This window comes from Serratia sp. 2723 (genome assembly GCF_050434425.1).
Taxonomy (GTDB): domain Bacteria; phylum Pseudomonadota; class Gammaproteobacteria; order Enterobacterales; family Enterobacteriaceae; genus Chania.
Map to the genome: position 1 here is coordinate 143,122 of NZ_JBNDIN010000005.1, position 18,400 is coordinate 161,521.

Consider the following 18,400-nt stretch of genomic DNA (forward strand, 5'->3'; position numbering starts at 1 on the left):
ATTGCAGGGTCAACGCAACCGCGTTAGAGTGGATGCAGGCTAAAAACAGTTAAGGAACAGCAGCATGATTATTTTTGTCACGGGCGCTACCTCCGGTTTTGGTGAAGCAATTGCCCGCAAATTTGTCGGTGTTGGCCATCAGGTGATTGCTACTGGTCGTCGTGTAGAGCGTCTGGAGGCGCTGCAGGCAGAACTCGGCGAGGCACTGCATATCGTACGTTTGGATGTCCGCAACCGGGCGGCGATCCAGCAGGCCATCGAAGAGTTACCCGCAGCGCTGCGCAACGTTGACGTGCTGGTGAATAACGCTGGTCTGGCGCTGGGCCTGGAGCCTGCGCACAAAGCCAACGCGGACGACTGGGAAACCATGATCGATACCAACACCAAAGGGTTGGTCAACATGACCCGCGCGCTGCTGCCAGCCATGGTGGAACGCAACGTTGGCCATGTGATCAACATCGGCTCCACCGCCGCCAACTGGCCTTATGCCGGTGGTAACGTTTACGGCGCGACCAAGGCCTTCGTTAAGCAGTTCAGCCTGGGTTTACGCGCCGATCTGCATGGTACCCATATTCGCGTTACCGATATTGAGCCAGGCATGGTTGGCGGCACCGAGTTCTCCAACGTACGCTTTAAAGGGGATGACGGCAAAGTAGATAAAACCTATCAAGGGGTAGATGCCCTGACGCCGGATGATGTTGCTGAAGCGGTATTCTGGGTGGCAACGCTGCCTGCCCGTGTCAATATCAATACCTTGGAAATGATGCCGGTTAGCCAGTCCTTTGCCGGGCTGAGTATTCATCGCAGTTAATGGCCCAATTCAATGGCAGGACACCAACCCTGCCATTCCAGCTTCACGCAGTCCGCCAGCCGGAAACGATAATCAGCATCCCCAGCAGTGCCACCCCGGCCCCCAACCAATCCATGGTCGACAGCTTCACTCCATCTACCACCCGCAGCCAAAGCAGCGCCGTTGCCACATAGACGCCACCATAGGCGGCATAGACTCGTCCGCTGGCTGCCGGATGCAGCGTCAACAACCAGACAAACATCATCAGGCTGAGAGCCGCAGGCAGCAACAGCCAGGCGCTGGCGTTTTTCTTTAGCCACAGATACGGCAAGAAACAGCCAATGATTTCGGCCAGCGCCGTGGCAAAAAACAGTAAAGTGGTTTTTAACATTACCGGTATTCTCTCACTAAATTAAACGAACAAGGCGATGCGCTGGTGCAATATAACAGCACAGTGATATATTTACCCCATGCTACAGCCAGTGTTGCTGGTGGATGCAACACTCACTTATAAGGATGAAACAATGAAATTACTTTCCCTTCCGCGCCTGATGTTACCGGCTGCCATGTTATTGCTGGCCGGTGCCTGGCAGGCCCCTGCCTTCGCAACCTCTTGCACCCAGGGTAGCACCTGCGTCACGGTTGACGGCAGCGGCAGCGCAGCCATGAGCAACGAACAGGCTCGCCAAAGCAAAGAACAGTGGAACGAAACCAAATCGCTGCGCAGCAAGGTCAATAACCGCGTCGAGAAAGAGTTTGACAAGGTTGACCGTGCTATTGACGACGAAGATCGTTGTGATAACAGCTACAACGTTAATGCCTATTGGGAGCCTTCAACCCGTAAGTGTCTGGATCGCACCACTGGCCGTCCAGTCACTCGGTAATGGTCAGCAAGGGTAAATAATTCAACCAGATGCTGCTATCCTGACCAAGAACATTCGTCTCAAATAAGGATCCAATGATGAAAAAAGCGCTTGTAGTAGGTGTACTGCTGTTAGCCACCGCACCACTGGCCGCTTTTGCCTCATGTGAGAGCATAAAGGCGGATATTGCCCAGAAGATTGTCAATAACGGCGTGCCGGAATCCGGCTTCAAGCTGGAGATCGTACCTAACGATCAGGCGAACCTTGCCGGTGGACAGGTTGTTGGCCATTGTGGTCAAGACACGCAGAAAATTGTGTATACCCGCCTGAATAACGGTGACGACAGCGGCGACGCGGCGCAAACTGGCACCAGCCAGGATACCCAAGCCCCGCAGTAACCGACTCCAGGGCGCAGTACGTTACTGCGCCCCTCTTCTTTGTTACGCCTGCTTAACCTCTTCACCCTCACCCTGTGGCCGATGGCGCGCCGGGATCAGCATAGCCGCGCCCAAGGCAAACAGCGATATCAACGCCGAGACCAGGAATACCCAATGCATTGAGGCTGCGACATGCCCAGTAAGATCCGCCAGCGCCTCTGGCCGCATGGTGTTGCGTACCTCTGGCTCCATCAACTGCTGCACTGGATCAACCGTTTGTGGCAGACGCAGATGCAGGTTGATATTCAACGTTGCCCCAAGAATGGCGGTACCGATGGCCGATCCGACCATCCTGGTGAATACCGTGCAGGCGGTTGCGATGCCACGAATACTGTAATGTGCCGCATTCTGGACCGAGACCAGAAAAGTGGTATTGCACAACCCCATGCCGACGCCGATGATAAACGCCGCAACCCGCCCCCACAGTAAACCACCGGAAGGCTGTAACAGCAGCAGGATAAAGCCACCGGAAGCTAACAGCAGCGCGCCAAACAGTGCCGTGGTGCGATAGGAGGTCAGCAGCATCAAACGCCCGCTCAGCATACTGGCCAGCGGCCAGCCAATCGACATCAAGGCCAACGTGGTACCTGCTTCCAGCGGAGTTCCCCCCTTCACACCCTGGATAAAGGTTGGCAGGAAGGCACTGATGCCCATCATGGCAGCACCGATCACCACGCCGCCAATATTACCGGCCACAATCACGCGGTTTTGCCACAGGAGCAGCGGGAACAATGGTTCAGGAGTACGACGCTCCTGACGGATTAACAGGTTCAGCGCCACTAACGCCAACGCCAGCAGCGGTATGATCCACCATCCCAGCATTTCCGCCTGCAAGAGTGATAGCAGTAATGCTGCGACAAAGATCGTCAGCCAAGCCGTTCCCGCCAGATCCAACGCATGTTTGCGCCCCTGCTTGAGGTCTGGCAGGTAGCGCCCCAGGAAATACATCGCCAGCAGACCAATGGGCAGGTTGACCCAAAATACCAGAGCCCAAGACGTGTGTTGCACGATAAACGCACCCAGTAACGGACCAAGAATCGCCGAAATGCCCCAGACGCTGGAGAGATATCCCATCACTTTTGGCCGTTCGGTCGCGCTATAAATATCGCCGATCACGGTGGTAGCGATCGGCATGATTGCCCCGGCACCCAGCCCTTGCAGCAGGCGGAAGGCGATCAGCCAATACATATTGGATGAAAAGCCGCACAGGATCGATCCCAGCAGGAACAGCGTGGCGCCAAAGAAAAAGATGGGTTTCCGGCCATATAAATCCGCCAACCGTCCGTAGATCGGGATGGTAATGGCCTGAGCCAGCAAATAGACCGAAAACACCCAGCCTAGCAACGAAAAACCACCCAGGTCGCTAATAATCGTCGGCATCGCGGTGGCGACGATGGTCGCTTCGATGGCAGACATAAACATCGCCAGCATGCAGGCAAAAAGGATCAACGGCCGATGGGCTACCTGAGCAGTGATCGAAGAAATGTTAGTGGTCATCAGTTTATCATGTGTCCCTATGTCTTTTTCCCCGGAGTATAACAGCCAAGGGATACTCTGCGGTTTGTCAGGGAGCGTTCCGCATCAGGAGCCCGCAACAACGCACCAATTAAAAATTGTGACAGCGTCACCTATAAATAGTCACCCTATTGAATAATAGGGTATTTCTTAGAAACAGCCTGTAAACCACGCCACACCTGCTTTATCGTTAGAACCTATCCGAACGATAGCACACCAATGATAGTGATTGATTTTAATCAAGTTGCTAACCGCCCCTGACCGTGACAATCTGATTTGCCCATTTTTATTACCTCTTTATATGTAGGGCTATTTGGATGTGAACTCATTGGAGCGAGAACATGATTAAAAAAATTTTTCTGGGATGTGCCGTTATCGCCGTCGTCGGCTATTTAGGAACCGTCGGCTATGTCTACCATTACGATCAACAACGTAACCCCGTCATTGCTGGCAATCAAATCGATACCCTGTTAACCCGCAATGGCTGCGACTATTGCCACTCCAGCTCGGCTCAACTTCCCTTCTATGCCGAGCTGCCGATCGCCAAACAGATTATGGCGCAGGATATCCTCCGTGGAACTCAGCATTTCAACCTCGATGCTACCCGCTCCGCTCTACAACAAAATGCTGCGGTGCCTGAAGTTGATCTGGCCAAGCTGGAAGCCGTGCTGCAAAACCAGGAGATGCCACCACCATTGTATAAGATGGTTCACTGGGCCGGAAACGTCAGCGATGGCGATCGCAATGAACTGCTGAGCTGGATCCGTCAACAGCGTGAACAATTCTACACCTGGCCGGATACGCCAGCCGAACTGCGCGGTGCCGCCTTACAACCATTACCAGCCTCGCTACCTACCGATCCGCAGAAGGTGGCGCTGGGCTTTCGGCTGTTCCACGATCCGCGCCTGTCGAAAGATAACAGCATCTCTTGTGCCCACTGCCATAAGCTGGGCGAAGGTGGCGTGGATGGCCGCGTCTCATCGTTGGGGGTTGGCGATCAGGTCGGGCCAATCAACGCCCCGACGGTGTTTAATGCGGCCTTCAATATGGCGCAGTTTTGGGATGGCCGAGCGGCAGATTTACAGGCCCAGGCCGGTGGCCCGCCGATGAATCCGATCGAGATGGCCTCTAAGTCCTGGGATGAAATCATCGCCAAACTGGATCAGGACGCTGTGCTGAAGGCCGATTTTCGGCGTGTCTATGCTAACGGTCTCACCGGCGATAACATTAGCGACGCCATTGCCGAGTTCGAAAAGACGCTGATCACCCCAGACAGCCCATTTGACCGTTACCTGAAAGGCGATAATGACGCCCTGACGGCGCAGCAAAAACACGGCTACCAGCTGTTCCAGCAAAACAAATGTGGCACCTGCCATACCGGGGTCAACCTTGGCGGCCAATCCTATGAGGTGATGGGGCTGAAAGCAGATTACTTTACCGCTCGCGGCAACCCCACCGAGGCCGACCTTGGGCGTTACAACGTCACTAAAAATGATAGCGATCGCCACCGCTTCAAAACCCCGACGTTACGAAACATCGCCCAAACCGCCCCTTACTTCCACGATGGCAGCGTGACTTCGCTGCATCAGGCGATCAAGGATATGCTGACCTATCAGGTTGGCGTTACCCTGCCAGACAGTGATATCAAGGATCTGGTCGCGCTGCTGGAAGGCATGAGCGGTAAATATCAGCCTGCCACGCCTCCGGGCGGTTAATACTTTAACCACAACGCCAGGGTTCTGATAAAGATTCTCTGGTTTTCAGGTGGGTAGACAAGCACAATGCCCACCTGAACCTCTTATTCTTCACCATCTGCCGACGCATGAAACAATTGGTCCCTCTGCATCACTATCGCGCCCTGCTGCGCCATCTGTTTATTGCCATCCTACTCGGCATTTGTGCTGCGTTGGCAGTGTGGTTATTTCACCGCGCCATGCTCGGGCTTGAATGGCTGTTGCTGGATCACGATGAAGGCAGTTTGGTGGCCGCTGCTGCCGCACTACCCGGATGGCGGAGAGCGTTGACGCCAGCGTTGGGTGGATTGGCAGCGGGCTTTTTGTTGTGGATCTACCAGCGTTACCAACATCAAAAACCCATCGCTCCAACGGATTATATGGAAGCGATTGAAGCCGGTGACGGGCGGCTGGCCGTTAACGCCAGCCTGATAAAATGCCTGGCCTCACTGCTGGTGGTTTCCAGCGGCAGCACCATTGGGCGCGAGGGGGCGATGATCCTGCTGGGGGCGTTGGTGGGATCGGTGTTTGCCCAGCGCTTTACGCCGGCGAAAGAATGGAAATTGTGGGTAGCTTGCGCGGCCGCTGCCGGGATGGCCAGCGCCTATCATGCCCCGCTGGCTGGCAGCCTGTTTATCGCGGAAATCCTGTTTGGCTCCCTGATGCTGGCCTCGCTTGGCCCGGTGGTGATCGCCGCCGTGAGCGCGCTGCTGATGACCAATCTGCTGAACGGTGGCCAGGCTCCGCTCTATATCGTGGAGCCACTTGCTGCTCCCTGGCCAGTGCAATATCTGTTAATGGCTTTGGTGGGCATACTGGCGGGAGTTTGTGGCCCGCTGTTTCTGTGGGCGATGGCGGCCAGCGGCCGGGCGTTTCGCTCGCTCAACCTCATACCACCGTTACAGCTGGCACTTGGCGGGCTGATCGTCGGGTTGCTTTCCTTGCTGTATCCCGAAGTCTGGGGAAATGGCTATAGCGTGGTGCAATCTTTACTCTCGGCACCACCGGGGATGTTGCTGGTCGGTGCGATCCTGATTTGCAAACTGTTAGCACTACTGGCCAGTAGTGGTTCAGGTGCACCTGGTGGCGTGTTCACGCCAACCTTATTCGTGGGGGCCGCATTGGGCTCGGTAGTGGGCCAGATGTTTGGCCTGTGGCCGGAATTGGGTACTGCAGTGCCCATCCTACTGGCGTTGACCGGTATGGCGACATTGCTGGCTGCCACCACTCATGCGCCCATTATGGCAGCATTAATGGTGTTTGAGATGACCGGAGAATATACCCTGCTGCCGGGCATTCTGTTGGCTTGCGTTATCGCCACCACGATTGCTCGTGGACTACGCCCGCTGTCGGTTTATCACAATGTGTAGCGATCAACCAGCTGCGAAACATCCAGATACTGCGCCAGCTCACGTTGTTCCGCGCGCGGCAGATACGGGATCTCCCCCAGCAACGGAGCCGGAATACGCTGCTGCATCGCATCGATAGTTTCAGCATAGTGCGCTAAACCAGGGTTGATACGATTAGCCACCCAGCCCAGCAATGGTAAGCCATCGTTAATAATTGCCTGTGCGGTCAATAACGCGTGGCTGACACAGCCCAGCTTGATCCCAACCACCAGGATAACCGGCAGTTGTTCCTGCACCACCCACTCGGCATAAGGACGGAGATCGTTCATCAATACCCGCCAGCCGCCGCTGCCCTCAACCACTACCGTATCGGCCTTGGCGGCAAGATGGTGCAAACCACGGCTCATCAGTCCGTAATCAATATCCTGGGTTGCATGGGCATGAAACACCTCATCCAGGCAGGTGATCGGATTGATTTCGTCATAGGACAGCGGCAATGAGGAAGAGGCCTGTAAAACTAAAGCGTCTCTATTGCGAATGCCTTCGCTGGTTTCCTGGCAGCCTGTCGCAACGGGCTTATAACCCGCTACTGAGCGACCTTGCGCGGCGAAAGCCTGCAATAAACCGCGAGAAACCACAGTTTTGCCTACGTCGGTATCCGTGCCTGTAACAAATAAACGCTTTAACATGAATAGATTGCCTTGAACCTCGTTAACCTGAAAAATCGCCGTAAATCACGACGAGAGTCGTCCTACGGCAAAAGTCTAGGGGATGCAACTCAACAGGGGCTTGAGGTAGCTCAATCTTTTGGCGGTAAATAATAAGAAACTCTGATAAGAATAATTAATATAGCCGATGGATTTCAGGTTGTAGCGTTGTTACCTGCACTTATCCACCTCAGTCACTTACCAAAGCTCCTGAGTATGAATAAGCTTGTCGCCTAACTACAGGGTAAATCAACCTTGTAGCAACTTGACCAGCAAAGAACCGTTATACATGGCTTCTTTTACCAGCGCGGCTCCCGGCATGGTGCCTTGGTTGAAGAATTGGGTGGATTCCACTTGCACATGCTCGCTGTACGCAGGCAAGGATTGCTGACGAATGCACGAAGCAATCGCCGGATGCAGGATTTCTGCGGCACGGTTCAACGGCGAACCTACCAGGATTTTTTCCGGGTTGAACAGGTTGACCATGATCGCCACGATGCGCCCAACGCTGTGCCCGACGCCAAGAATAATATCTTTGGCCAATTGATCCCCTGCCAGCGCGGCGTCACATAAGGACTCCACGGTCAATGGCGCGCCATGCAGCATCGAAGACATCGACCCTCCCAGACGTTGCTGGGCAATTTCCAACATGTTTTCAATGCTGGCGACCGTTTCCAGGCAACCATGGTTACCGCAATAGCAGCGTTTTCCGTAAGGATCGACCTGTGTGTGACCAATCTCCACCACGCTGCTGCTGCCCGAATGCAGTACGCGTCCGTTAGTGATCACCCCTGCGCCGACGTTATGATCGATGACGACCTGAACGACGTTGTGGCTGCCACGGGATGCGCCATACAGCGCCTCTGCCATTGTCCAGGCACAGATATCATGCTGAACATAAACCGGCAGGCCCGTCAGTGCCTCTAGCGCTGGCCCCAACGCCATTTCGTTGATGTCATAAAACGGCATGCGGTGAACAATACCTGCAGCGGTATCAATCATGCCAGGCAGCGTGATGGCGATGGCGGTTAAACGTTCCAGTTTGCTTTGGTGGCGGATAAAAAACTGGTCTACTTCGCTGACGATGCGTTGTAATAATGGCTCAGGATGTTCGGCTGTTAGCGGCAGCAGTTCTTCAATCACCAGCTTGCTACTGAGATCGCGCAACGCCAGGGTAATAGTGCCACGGCTGATACGTGCAGAAAGGTAATGCCAGGCTTCGGTGTCCAGCACCAGGCCAACGGCCGGGCGGCCACGGCTACCAACTTCCTGATATTCGGTTTCTTTAACCAGATGCGCTTCGAGCAGTTCACGCACTATCTTGGTGATACTGGCTGGCGCCAGCTGTGCCCGCTTGGATAATTCGATGCGCGAAATCGGCCCCAGCCGATCTATCAGCCGGTAAACTGCCCCTGCATTGGTTTGCTTGATCTGATCAATATGCCCAGGCTGCCCATCCGCAATCACACACCCGCTCCTGCTATTTTTCGCGCTTCTAAATAAAGATTAGAGGCTATGGTGGGGCTTTTGGAATACAGCGTCAACTATTTGATTCGTTATGTGATTAACAGCACAGATTCACCGAGATTTCCGTCCAAAAACGTCTCTTATTTACCCAGCTTTTGGCCCGAGCATCAGCGCCATTAACGCCTTGGCCGCAGCCGTTAACGGCCTGCTGCGATGATGCACCAACCAGACCTCGGTCATCGCCTCGGGTTCGGCCAAGGGGAGATAGGTCACCCCATCGATCTTCACCCGGCCAAAGGACATCGGCAGAATGGAAATCCCCAACCCGGCCGCGACCAGACCGATAATGGTCATCGCTTCTCCCACTTCCTGCGTGATGTAAGGGGCGATCCCGGCATTGGCCAGCAAAGCCAGAATTTCGTCGTACAGTGCGGTGCCGACTTCACGGGAAAAGAACACGAAGGGTTCCAGAGCCAAATCGCTGAAACGCAGCGTGCCAGTTGCCTTTTGGGTTAACGGATGGCCATTCGGTACCACGGCAAGCAAGGGCTCGCGTAATAACAACTGATGCTGCAATGCCTCCGGCAAGCGGGTATTGCGCATCACGCCCAGATCCAGGTCACCGTTGAGCAGCGGCTCAAGCTGTTGCTTGGTGTTCACCTCGCGCATTTTGATATGCACATCTGGAGATAACTGGCGAAATGCTCGCAAGCTACGGGAAACCACGCTGATAAACGGAGCCGAAGAGGTGAAGCCAATCGTCAGTTCACCCAGTTCGCCACGCTCCAGGCGCGCCGCCTTCTCTGCCGCCCGGTTGACCTGGGCAAGCACCTGATAGGCTTCTTTCAGGAACATCTCCCCCGCCTGGGTCAGGCTGACATTACGATTATTGCGCGCCAGCAAACGCGCCCCCACCATCTCCTCCAGCGCCTGGATCTGTTGGCTAAGGGGCGGCTGGGAAATCCGTAACCGCTCTGCAGCCCGGCCAAAATGCAGCTCTTCGGCGACGGCGACAAAATAGCGCAAATGTCTGAGCTCGATATTCATACTTTAAACATCTTAATTAGGTTGATTAATATATTAGACAAAAAACTGGCCGCTCCCTATGATTTTGTGATTCAAAGCCTGTTTTTCATCTCCCGAACCCGGTAAGGAACAGTTGTGACAACCGTTTCGCGTTCTGCGGCCAGTATGCCAAAAACGCTGCCAGCCCCTGACAGTGCTCCAACCACCAAACGCACCACGCTAAATAAACTCCCCTACATCGAACGCGGTACACCGCAGTTTATGCGCGTAACCTTGGCGTTGTTCTCTGCCGGGCTGGCTACCTTTGCGTTGCTGTACTGTGTGCAACCGATCCTGCCGGTGCTTTCGCAAGATTTTGGCATTTCCCCGGCCGAAAGCAGTCTTTCTCTCTCCTTCTCCACTGGATTGTTGGCCATAGGCCTGATGTTTACCGGTCCGCTGTCAGATGCGATTGGCCGCAAGTCGGTGATGGTGGTAGCCCTGCTGTTGGCGGCAATCTGCACGCTGATCTGTGCCTTCATGACCAGTTGGCACGGCATCTTGCTGATGCGGGCGCTGATTGGGCTTTCGTTGAGCGGGGTTGCGGCCGTCGGTATGACCTATCTGAGCGAAGAGATCCACCCGAGCTTCGTAGCCTTTTCTATGGGCCTGTATATCAGCGGTAACTCGATCGGTGGGATGAGCGGGCGCCTGGTGACCGGGGTGCTCACCGATTTCTTCTCCTGGCGGATCTCGCTGGCGGTGATTGGGGTGTTTGCCCTGGCGGCGGCCTGCATGTTCTGGCGCATTCTGCCCGCGTCCAAACACTTTCGCGCCAGTTCATTACGGCCAAGAACGCTGCTGATTAACTTTAAGCTGCATTGGCACGACAAGGGTCTACCGCTACTGTTTGCCGAAGGTTTCCTGCTGATGGGCAGCTTTGTGACGATGTTCAACTACATCGGCTACCGCCTGCTGAGCGATCCTTATCATCTTAGCCAGGCCATTGTGGGTCTGTTGTCAGTGGTGTATCTCACCGGTTCTTACAGTTCACCCAAAGCGGGTGCCCTGACCTCCCGATTTGGCCGCGGCCCGGTGCTGCTGGCGTCCATTATCATTATGCTGCTCGGGATACTGATCACCGCCCTGGCCCCTGTCGCGGTGATCTTTATTGGCATGATGCTGTTCACCGCCGGCTTCTTTGCCGCCCACTCGGTTGCCAGCAGTTGGATTGGCCGCCGCGCACGCCGAGCCAAAGGCCAGGCTTCTTCGCTGTATCTGTTCTGTTACTACGTAGGTTCCAGCGTTGCCGGTACACTGGGCGGCCTGTTCTGGCATAACTTCGGCTGGGGAGGCGTAGTCGCCTTTATCAGCGTGATGCTGTTGTTGGCCCTGCTGGTTGGCCATTATCTGAAGAAATTACCGGAAGCCGCGCGTATTTAATCCCTTGCTCAGGGAAAACAACCAAGGGGCACACAGGCTGTGCCCCTTCTGCACTTATTATGACTGGGAAGCACTACCGTCGTAATTTTTGCTTGATTGGTATTTGCCGCGTTTTCCATCATTCATTTTATGGGGCTGTTGCCAGGCGTCGGGCTGCCTCTACGACAGAAGCTCTCCGTCTGGCATGCTCTTCTGTGCTGTCTGGCCCCGTAAACATACGCGCGACCTGTGGCACTGCAGACCACCATCCGGCAAGAGCCAATATCAGAAAAGCCAGGTGATCCGCGTCGAGGGCCTGGGTAACAACTCCCTGATGCTGTCCGTCAGCTACGGCCTGAACCTTGTATCCATAGTATTCACGTCGCAGTTCCTCGTCCGGCACCTCTGCATCATAAGCTAGACCTTCCCAGCGCATAAGCCTGCTAAGCTCAGGGTTCTCGAGGTGATAGTCATAAGCCCGCCCCGCGTAATCTCCAATGTCTTCGACAGCAAAAGATTGTACAGGCACAGCTAGCGCCACTTTGGCCAACTCATTGCGTAACACGACTGCGAATAACGCCGATTTGTCACCAAAGTAATTGTAAACACGTTCTTTGTTTACTCCTGCCAGCCTGGCAATCCGTTCATGGGTGGTGCCATTCGGGCCAAACTGGGCAAATTCAGCCATCGCTGCTTGCAGAATTTTACGTTTCGTCCCTTCTGTATCCCAGGCCATTTTTTTCTCTCTTAACTATCGGTTGTGGTTGTTACGTAATCATACTATAGTAATTTCCAACTGAAACGTTGGAGTTGTAATTTTACCTGTTAACTGGAGTATCAACTATGAAAAACACCATTCTTATCTGTGGACACGGCCCGGGGATCTCCCACGCGGTTGCTCACCGTTTTGGCAAGGCTGGTCATCCTGTCGCCCTGATTGCGCGCAATGGTCAACGTCTTGCCAAAGCGGTAGCAGAACTGACGGCCGAAGGTATCAAGGTTCAGGCTTTCTCGGCCGATTTGAGCGACGTTAAAGCGATACGGCATGTCGTCAAGGATATCCGTGAGATACTGGGGCCCATTGGTATCCTGCACTGGAACGTCTTTCTCGATATCGAAGGCGACCTGCTATCCACTTCCCCAACGGATCTGAGCAAGAGTTTCGATCTTCGGGTTGCTGGCTATATCGCCGCCGTACAGGAGAGCCTGGATGACCTTGCCAAATCGAAAGGTACAGTACTGGTGACCAGCGGCGTCATGGCACTGGATCACCCGCAAATCAATGCGTTTGCCGTCGATTATGCTGCGTTGGCCATCAGTGTTGCTGCGCAACGTAAAGCCACCCATATCCTGGCGCATACCCTCGCACCACGAGACATTCATGTCGGTGAAGTAGTCGTCAATGGTTTCGTTGAGGGAACGCCAGGCGGTATTGGCAAAAGTGATACCGTCGCACCGGTGGACATCGCTGAACAATTCTGGCAACTGCATACAGCACGTCAGGTACACTCCGTTATGGTTGGAGGAGCCGTTCCGGTATCGGAAACAGGATTCTATGGCTGAACACACCCACACTACAGTTCTGGCGGCTAACCCCGCCAGCAACAACGCCCACCACAACCGAGTTCATTACGCCAGTGGGCGTGAGGTTACGTTGCTGGTCATAGTTGCATTGTTGGTGCTGACCCAGCTTTATCTGGCTATCCCTCTACTCACACCTGTCGGTCAATCCTTCAGTTCGGCAACACCAGGCTCAATCACGTTCGCGCTAGCCAGTTGTTTCAGCCTGGCCTATGCTGGAGGATTCCTGCTCTGGGGGCCGTTATCCGATCAGTATGGTCGTCGGCCAATCATGCTGGTTGGGCTGAGTGCACTGTCGGTTGCCACACTCGCCTGCGTTTTTGCGCCTTCATTGCCCTGGTTGGCGGGACTACGGATGTTGCAGGGGCTTGCTGCGTCCAGTTTCGCCCCTGCGGCGCTTGCCTATCTCGCCGAAGCGGTATCGCCACGTCATCGGGCAATTGCCATCGGGGCCATGTCGACGTCTTTTCTCGTAGCGGGTATCCTGGGGCAAGTGTTCGCTGCCTGGGTGGCGCTACAATGGGGGTGGATCTGGGTATTTGTCGCCACGGGAAGTGGCCTGGTGGCCGTGATCCCATTCATTGCGCTACTGATCCAGGAACCCTCCCGTACTGCCGTCGATGGCCACCTGGGCCATCGTTTCATCGCATTAGGCAAGATTGCCATGCGGCCTGCCATTGTGCTGCTTTCATGCGCGCACATCACACTTCTCCTGTCTTTTGTCGCGATGTATACATCGTTGGGGCCACATTTGGCAGGGGTGAACCTGGATCCTGATCTGGTCATTGCACTTCGCCTGTCTGGATTGCCAGGAATGTTCATGGCTTTGCTGGTTGGGCCGCTTGCAAACAGATTCGGGATGCCGAGCGTCGCAAGTGCAGGTTACCTGGTTGCAGCTGTCGGCCTCACTCTGGAGGCGATTTTGTCGCAGACGATAATAGGTATTGCCATCGGGAGCCTGCTCTTCGTTACCGGTGTCGCTCTGGCTGTCCCGGCAATGATCAGCCGATTTGGCGATCTGGCCGCGCCTGACCGCGCAGCTGGCATGGCGCTCAATGGCTTTGTCTTGTTCATCGGCGCCAGTATTGGCCCGCTTATCGTGTCATTGGCACCCGGTTTCGTCCCTCTCCTGATCGGGCTTACGGTGGTGCTTTTACTGGCCAGTATCTGCGTGATGAAAAGCGCATCACTTGCCCCATCCCAGAGGAAATCATGAACACCAAACGTTCTTCGCTCACTTCAGTCCTCGCTGCCTGGTGGAGCCTCTATCGCTTTGTCCTGGTGCTCCACATCGGTATCGGGCTTACGGCTAGTTTTTCTACTTTCGCCTTGCAGGCGGCCTCTGGCGCAGTGGGTCATGACTCAGCCAGCATCCCTGATACTCATCATCTCACCAGTCAGCGTTCAGTTACTCTGGATGGTAAGCCCGTAGTGCTTAGCCGCTACGAAAGGCGTGACGGACGGAATGCCTTCCTGGAGGGGGAACACTTTAGTACTGTGATCTCACCCGATGGAGCACTCAAAGGTTTTGCTAACATCTCGCTAGAGCTGGCAGGAAAGCCTTTACCATCCCGAGAGCGTTCTGAGCAGATTGCAACAGAATTCCTGCGCAGAGCTGCGCCTGATTTACTGGTCAACATGAGGGTTTCCTCTGTCGCTCCCCACAGTGAACCGGTGCGTATTACACATGCTGGCCGTAGTGAGACAGTTCAGATCACCGGTGTAAAATTCAAGGCACGTAATCTCACCGATGGAAGTTGGTTCTGGGTCATCGTTGGCAGTGATGAGAAACCCATGCTGTTCGAGCGAGATCTGCAATGGGCAACCTTACTTGCTCGCCGCAAGACGGAACAATGGTTACATGACCGGTGGATAAAGCGACAGAGTGCCCAACAGATCGATAATGCCAACCGCTGGAGCCTGCCATGGACTCATTAACACAAATTGTTCTTGGTAGCATTGTTGCCGCACTTGTCGTCCCTCCACGCCATCGACGTATGGCGATACTGGCTGGCGGAATACTCGGGACTTTGCCCGATCTGGATGTGATTTGGTTTAAATTGTTCAGCCGTGATGTTGTTACAGAAGTGACCTGGCACCGGGGGCCATCGCATTCACTCCTGATGTTAACGGTGTTGGGACTATTGCTATGGTTAGTGCTCAAATCCCGCAGCAGCCTGGTGCAGGGATCCCCGTTGCGGTGGCTGTTGGCGATCTGGCTTGCCTTGATAACGCATCCTTTGCTGGACGCTTTTACCGTCTACGGTACCCAGTTGCTCTGGCCCATGGAGACCCCGCCAGTAATGTGGGCGTCAATCTTCATCATTGATCCGTTGTATACCGTACCTTTGCTGGCAGGGGTTATTGCTGCCTGGCGGCTAACCTCCCAATCCTTGCAGCAAACAAATGGGCCAGGCCGGGACAGGGCAGCACGCAACTGGCTGGTAGCGGGCTTGCTGGTGAGTTCGGTTTACCTGGCATGGAGTGTCGGTGCCAAAGCACTGATCGACAGGGAGGCATCGCAAAGCCTGGCGGTTCTGAACTTACAAAATGCACCACGTTTTTCAACCCCCCTGCCGTTCAACACCCTGGCATGGCGAGTGATCGTGATAGAACCCAAAGGTTACTGGATCGGTGACCGGTCCCTTGTTGCAGATCGGGAGGCAATGCCATTTACTTTTTACCCAAGCGACAACGCTAAACTGGAGCAGTTGATATCCGAGCCGCAGTTGGAACGTCTACGGTGGTTCACACATGGATTTTTCGCTGTCCACACGCAGCAACGAAACGATGGTGAACTTCGTCTGATCCTTACCGATCTACGCATGGGATTAGAACCCGACTATCTTTTCCGCTATGACATTGCTGGCACAGATGAACATGGCGTTTGGTCAGTCGCCCCCGAAATTACCCAATTACCCACATCGGCTAATTTTTCCAACACGCTAGGCTGGGTGTTGAGGCGCATATTTGACAGTAAAGCAGTCCCTTGATCAGGGCGCATCGATGGAGCACGGTTTATGCTGGATTAGTTTCGTGCTCCTCACCTTCACCGTCGTATGTATGCAGGATTTTCCGCTGTTAAGCAACTTCCACGCGGAGGCTGAAGTTGCCACCCTGGTTATTCTGCCCTACAATGTATGTTGTAACTAAAATGCGAGGTGATGATGGATAAGTACAGCCTGATCGGCAGAATGAATGCGCGTTTTAGCGAGTTGGAACAGGCGTTGGCGCAACTCCACCAGCAAATCCAGCCGTTGCGGTTGCTGGCAGCAAGGGTGTTCAGCCTGCCAGAAATAGAGAAAGGTAAGGAACATACCGCCATCGAACAGATCAGCGTTGAGCAACATGTCGGCCAGGCAGCCCGTGATCTTGCCCTGGAACACTACCAACGGCTGTTTATCCACCACAACCGCCAGCATATCAGCAGCAAGGCGGCGGTAAGATTGCCCGGTGTGATTTGCCTTGAGACCGAGCGAGCCGATTATCTGGCGCTACAACAGCAGATCGCCCTGATCAACCGGCTGAAGGCGGAGCTGGAACAAATCATTACCGTAGAGTCTGGCCTGGCACCCGAGCAACGTTTTGACTTTGTGCACACCCACCTGCACGGGTTGATCACCCTCAGCGCCTATCGATCCATTACCCTGCTCACCAACCCGGACTCGGTACGCTTTGGCTGGGCCAACAAGCACATCATCAAGAAGGTGAAACGCGACGATATCCTGGCACAGCTGGAGAAAAGCCAGAAAGCCGGGCGCGCCGTCCCGCCCTTCAACCGCGAACAGTGGGCCGAGTTGGTGAGCCGCGAAATTGACGATGTCAGTCGCCTGCCGCAGAACGCGATGCTAAAAATCAAACGACCAGTGAAGGTGCAGCCAATCGCGCGAGTATGGTATCAACCGCAGCAAAAGCAGGTGCAACACCCCTGCCCGCTGCCGCTGATTGCCCTGTGCCAACCAGAGATGGGTGCACTGGTACCGAAGATCGGTGAACTGCTCAATTACGATGTGACGGCGGTAAAACACAAATATAAGCCGGAGGCTAAGCCTCTGCGCCTGCTGGTGAAACGCCTGCATCTGTATACCGATATTGAGGGATAATTAACGATCGCAAGGGATCCGCTCAAGAATGCCATCCTGGAAAACTTGATATAACTCCAGTTCCGGCATATGGACATAGCCGATATGGCAATAGCAACGTGAACGGGCACAGCATGCTGTGCCCCTACATGACAATCGAGCAGTGAAAGAAGTTACTCGTCGTTAAGCTTGTAAACACGCAGCCGATGGCCATCAAGATCGGCCGCAACAAAGGTGTAGCCGAAGTCCAGCTCGACCGGAGATTGCACAATAGTTAATCCTTTATCCCGCCACTGTTGATAGAGCGCATCGACCTGTTGCGGTTGTTCGAACATAAAGCAGATTTCTGTGCCGCCGCCGGCCGCTGCTGGCGCAGGCTCCACGGTATGTTTTGACCACATGCCCAGTTTGAAACCGTTATTCAAGATAAATAAGGCAAAGGTGGGAGACAATTCGACGGGGTCGGCACCTAACAATTGGCGATAAAATTCGGCGCTTGTTTCTGGGCAATCGACATAAATCATGGTCATGCTTGGGGCTGTCATAACATTATCCTCTGAATGGGAACCGGCTGGCTCCTGATAACGTTACTCTAGTCCACCCTACTGTCAGTTTATGGCAGCAGGATCATTGGGCAATGCCCTCACTTTCCCGCCACAGCTTCATCAATGCCCGGCGGCCACGCGGGTAACGTAGCTCCAGCGGCGTTAACCGGCCAATACGGTCAAGGCGGAAATGGCGTATCGAGCCACGCAATTCACACCAGGCCATCAGGATCTGCACCTGTTCAAAGTAGCCCATGGCAAACGGCCACAAGATCCGCTCACTGCCATTACCGGCATAATCCCGATACTCCACCTTGATCTTACGCTCCAACCGGATGGCTTCACGGATCGTCACCAGGGTCTCATCCGTCACATAGGCTGTAGGCACCGGGCCGATCAGCAACGTATTGGCATCCAGCTCTTCACGCAGTTCCGCAGGCAACACGGCGGCAATTTTTGCCAACGCATTGGTCGCCGCCCCGGCAAGCTGGCTGTCACCCCGGCGCTCCACCCAGCGCATACCCAGAACCAGCGCTTCGATCTCAGTTTGCGAGAACATCAGCGGCGGCAGCATAAATCCCGGCCGTAATACATAACCGATCCCCACTTCACCAACAATATCGGCCCCCTGCTGCTGCAAGGTGGCGATATCGCGGTACAAGGTGCGCATACTGATCCCCAGCTCTGCGGCCAGGGAATGCCCGGCGACCGGGTAACGATGGCGGCGCAGGATCTGCATCAGATCGAGCAGGCGTTGAGTGCGGGACATGGGTTACTCGTTGTTGAATAACATCGCTACAAACATGAGAAGGGATTATACACCGACGCCATGGAAAATTGGCATCTTGCAAATTCTTACTGCGCAGACAGATCTCAGGCGCAGCCTGGTACGCCTGAGGTTTTC

Annotated in this window: 19 protein-coding genes; 11 read left to right on the forward strand and 8 right to left on the reverse strand. The window is 54.6% G+C overall.

The features are described from left to right. The first annotated feature begins 64 nt into the window (after positions 1-64). Positions 65-811, forward strand: a complete 747-nt coding sequence (gene ydfG, locus ABIE29_RS09520) for a bifunctional NADP-dependent 3-hydroxy acid dehydrogenase/3-hydroxypropionate dehydrogenase YdfG (protein WP_429618268.1) — start codon at positions 65-67, stop codon at positions 809-811. Between the two features lie 43 nt (positions 812-854). Here the strand turns inward: ydfG and ABIE29_RS09525 are convergent, their stop codons facing one another. Next, the gene (locus ABIE29_RS09525) at positions 855-1,181 is read right to left on the reverse strand and encodes a YnfA family protein (RefSeq protein WP_248945353.1); all 327 of its coding nucleotides are present in this window, start codon (positions 1,179-1,181) and stop codon (positions 855-857) included. Between the two features lie 133 nt (positions 1,182-1,314). On the opposite strand from ABIE29_RS09525, the gene ABIE29_RS09530 reads away from it, so the two are divergent. Together ABIE29_RS09530 and ABIE29_RS09535 are read left to right on the forward strand one after the other, a co-directional pair. Next, positions 1,315-1,674, forward strand: a complete 360-nt coding sequence (locus ABIE29_RS09530; protein WP_429618270.1) for a DUF1283 family protein — start codon at positions 1,315-1,317, stop codon at positions 1,672-1,674. A 77-nt stretch (positions 1,675-1,751) separates the two neighbouring features. Then, positions 1,752-2,051, forward strand: a complete 300-nt coding sequence (locus tag ABIE29_RS09535) for a DUF1161 domain-containing protein (RefSeq protein WP_248945352.1) — start codon at positions 1,752-1,754, stop codon at positions 2,049-2,051. 42 nt (positions 2,052-2,093) lie between these two features. Here the strand turns inward: ABIE29_RS09535 and ABIE29_RS09540 are convergent, their stop codons facing one another. Continuing rightward, positions 2,094-3,587, reverse strand: coding sequence for an MDR family MFS transporter (locus ABIE29_RS09540; protein WP_429618272.1), 1,494 nt, complete (start codon positions 3,585-3,587; stop codon positions 2,094-2,096). A 362-nt stretch (positions 3,588-3,949) separates the two neighbouring features. On the opposite strand from ABIE29_RS09540, the gene ABIE29_RS09545 reads away from it, so the two are divergent. Further along, positions 3,950-5,320 (forward strand): cytochrome c peroxidase, encoded by a 1,371-nt coding sequence (locus tag ABIE29_RS09545; RefSeq protein WP_429618595.1) that lies wholly within the window; start codon positions 3,950-3,952, stop codon positions 5,318-5,320. A gap of 107 nt (positions 5,321-5,427) precedes the next feature. Next, the gene (gene clcB, locus ABIE29_RS09550) at positions 5,428-6,708 is read left to right on the forward strand and encodes a voltage-gated ClC-type chloride channel ClcB (RefSeq protein ID WP_429618273.1); all 1,281 of its coding nucleotides are present in this window, start codon (positions 5,428-5,430) and stop codon (positions 6,706-6,708) included. Here the strand turns inward: clcB and bioD are convergent. From bioD to ABIE29_RS09565, 3 genes are all read right to left on the reverse strand, one after another. Beyond that, positions 6,696-7,376, reverse strand: a complete 681-nt coding sequence (gene bioD / locus ABIE29_RS09555; protein WP_429618275.1) for a dethiobiotin synthase — start codon at positions 7,374-7,376, stop codon at positions 6,696-6,698. The genes clcB and bioD overlap by 13 nt on opposite strands. A 267-nt stretch (positions 7,377-7,643) precedes the next feature. Beyond that, positions 7,644-8,861, reverse strand: coding sequence for a sugar metabolism global transcriptional regulator Mlc (gene mlc, locus ABIE29_RS09560; protein WP_429618277.1), 1,218 nt, complete (start codon positions 8,859-8,861; stop codon positions 7,644-7,646). Between the two features lie 144 nt (positions 8,862-9,005). After that, entirely contained in the window at positions 9,006-9,908 is a 903-nt protein-coding gene (locus ABIE29_RS09565; protein WP_429618279.1) for a LysR substrate-binding domain-containing protein, read from the reverse strand. A 144-nt stretch (positions 9,909-10,052) separates the two neighbouring features. On the opposite strand from ABIE29_RS09565, the gene ABIE29_RS09570 reads away from it, so the two are divergent. Continuing rightward, entirely contained in the window at positions 10,053-11,309 is a 1,257-nt protein-coding gene (locus ABIE29_RS09570; RefSeq protein ID WP_429618597.1) for an MFS transporter, read from the forward strand. Between the two features lie 127 nt (positions 11,310-11,436). Here the strand turns inward: ABIE29_RS09570 and ABIE29_RS09575 are convergent, their stop codons facing one another. Beyond that, complete coding sequence (locus ABIE29_RS09575) at positions 11,437-12,024, reverse strand: TetR family transcriptional regulator (RefSeq protein ID WP_429618280.1); 588 nt, start codon at positions 12,022-12,024, stop codon at positions 11,437-11,439. 107 nt (positions 12,025-12,131) lie between these two features. On the opposite strand from ABIE29_RS09575, the gene ABIE29_RS09580 reads away from it, so the two are divergent. The 5 genes from ABIE29_RS09580 (at position 12,132) to tus (ending at position 16,972) form a co-directional block, all read left to right on the forward strand. Beyond that, on the forward strand, positions 12,132-12,851 hold the full coding sequence (locus tag ABIE29_RS09580; RefSeq protein WP_429618282.1) for an SDR family NAD(P)-dependent oxidoreductase: 720 nt from the start codon (positions 12,132-12,134) through the stop codon (positions 12,849-12,851). Further along, positions 12,844-14,085 carry an MFS transporter gene (locus ABIE29_RS09585; RefSeq protein WP_429618283.1) on the forward strand — a complete coding sequence of 414 codons (1,242 nt, stop codon included), beginning with the start codon at positions 12,844-12,846 and terminating at the stop codon, positions 14,083-14,085. The genes ABIE29_RS09580 and ABIE29_RS09585 overlap by 8 nt, the downstream gene beginning before the upstream one ends. Further along, a complete protein-coding gene (locus ABIE29_RS09590) occupies positions 14,082-14,807 on the forward strand; it encodes a hypothetical protein (protein WP_429618284.1) in 726 nt (241 codons plus the stop codon). The genes ABIE29_RS09585 and ABIE29_RS09590 overlap by 4 nt, the downstream gene beginning before the upstream one ends. Then, positions 14,795-15,862: a metal-dependent hydrolase gene (locus ABIE29_RS09595; protein ID WP_429618286.1), complete on the forward strand. Its 1,068-nt coding sequence runs from the start codon at positions 14,795-14,797 to the stop codon at positions 15,860-15,862. Before ABIE29_RS09590 ends, ABIE29_RS09595 begins: the two co-directional genes overlap by 13 nt. A gap of 174 nt (positions 15,863-16,036) precedes the next feature. Then, positions 16,037-16,972, forward strand: coding sequence for a DNA replication terminus site-binding protein (gene tus / locus ABIE29_RS09600; protein ID WP_429618600.1), 936 nt, complete (start codon positions 16,037-16,039; stop codon positions 16,970-16,972). A 152-nt stretch (positions 16,973-17,124) separates the two neighbouring features. Here tus and ABIE29_RS09605 read toward each other — a convergent pair whose 3' ends face one another. Both ABIE29_RS09605 and ABIE29_RS09610 read right to left on the reverse strand, forming a co-directional pair. Continuing rightward, positions 17,125-17,496 (reverse strand): VOC family protein, encoded by a 372-nt coding sequence (locus ABIE29_RS09605; RefSeq protein ID WP_429618287.1) that lies wholly within the window; start codon positions 17,494-17,496, stop codon positions 17,125-17,127. Positions 17,497-17,578: 82 nt separating this feature from the next. Further along, positions 17,579-18,265: a helix-turn-helix transcriptional regulator gene (locus ABIE29_RS09610; RefSeq protein ID WP_429618289.1), complete on the reverse strand. Its 687-nt coding sequence runs from the start codon at positions 18,263-18,265 to the stop codon at positions 17,579-17,581. Positions 18,266-18,400 lie beyond the last annotated feature (135 nt).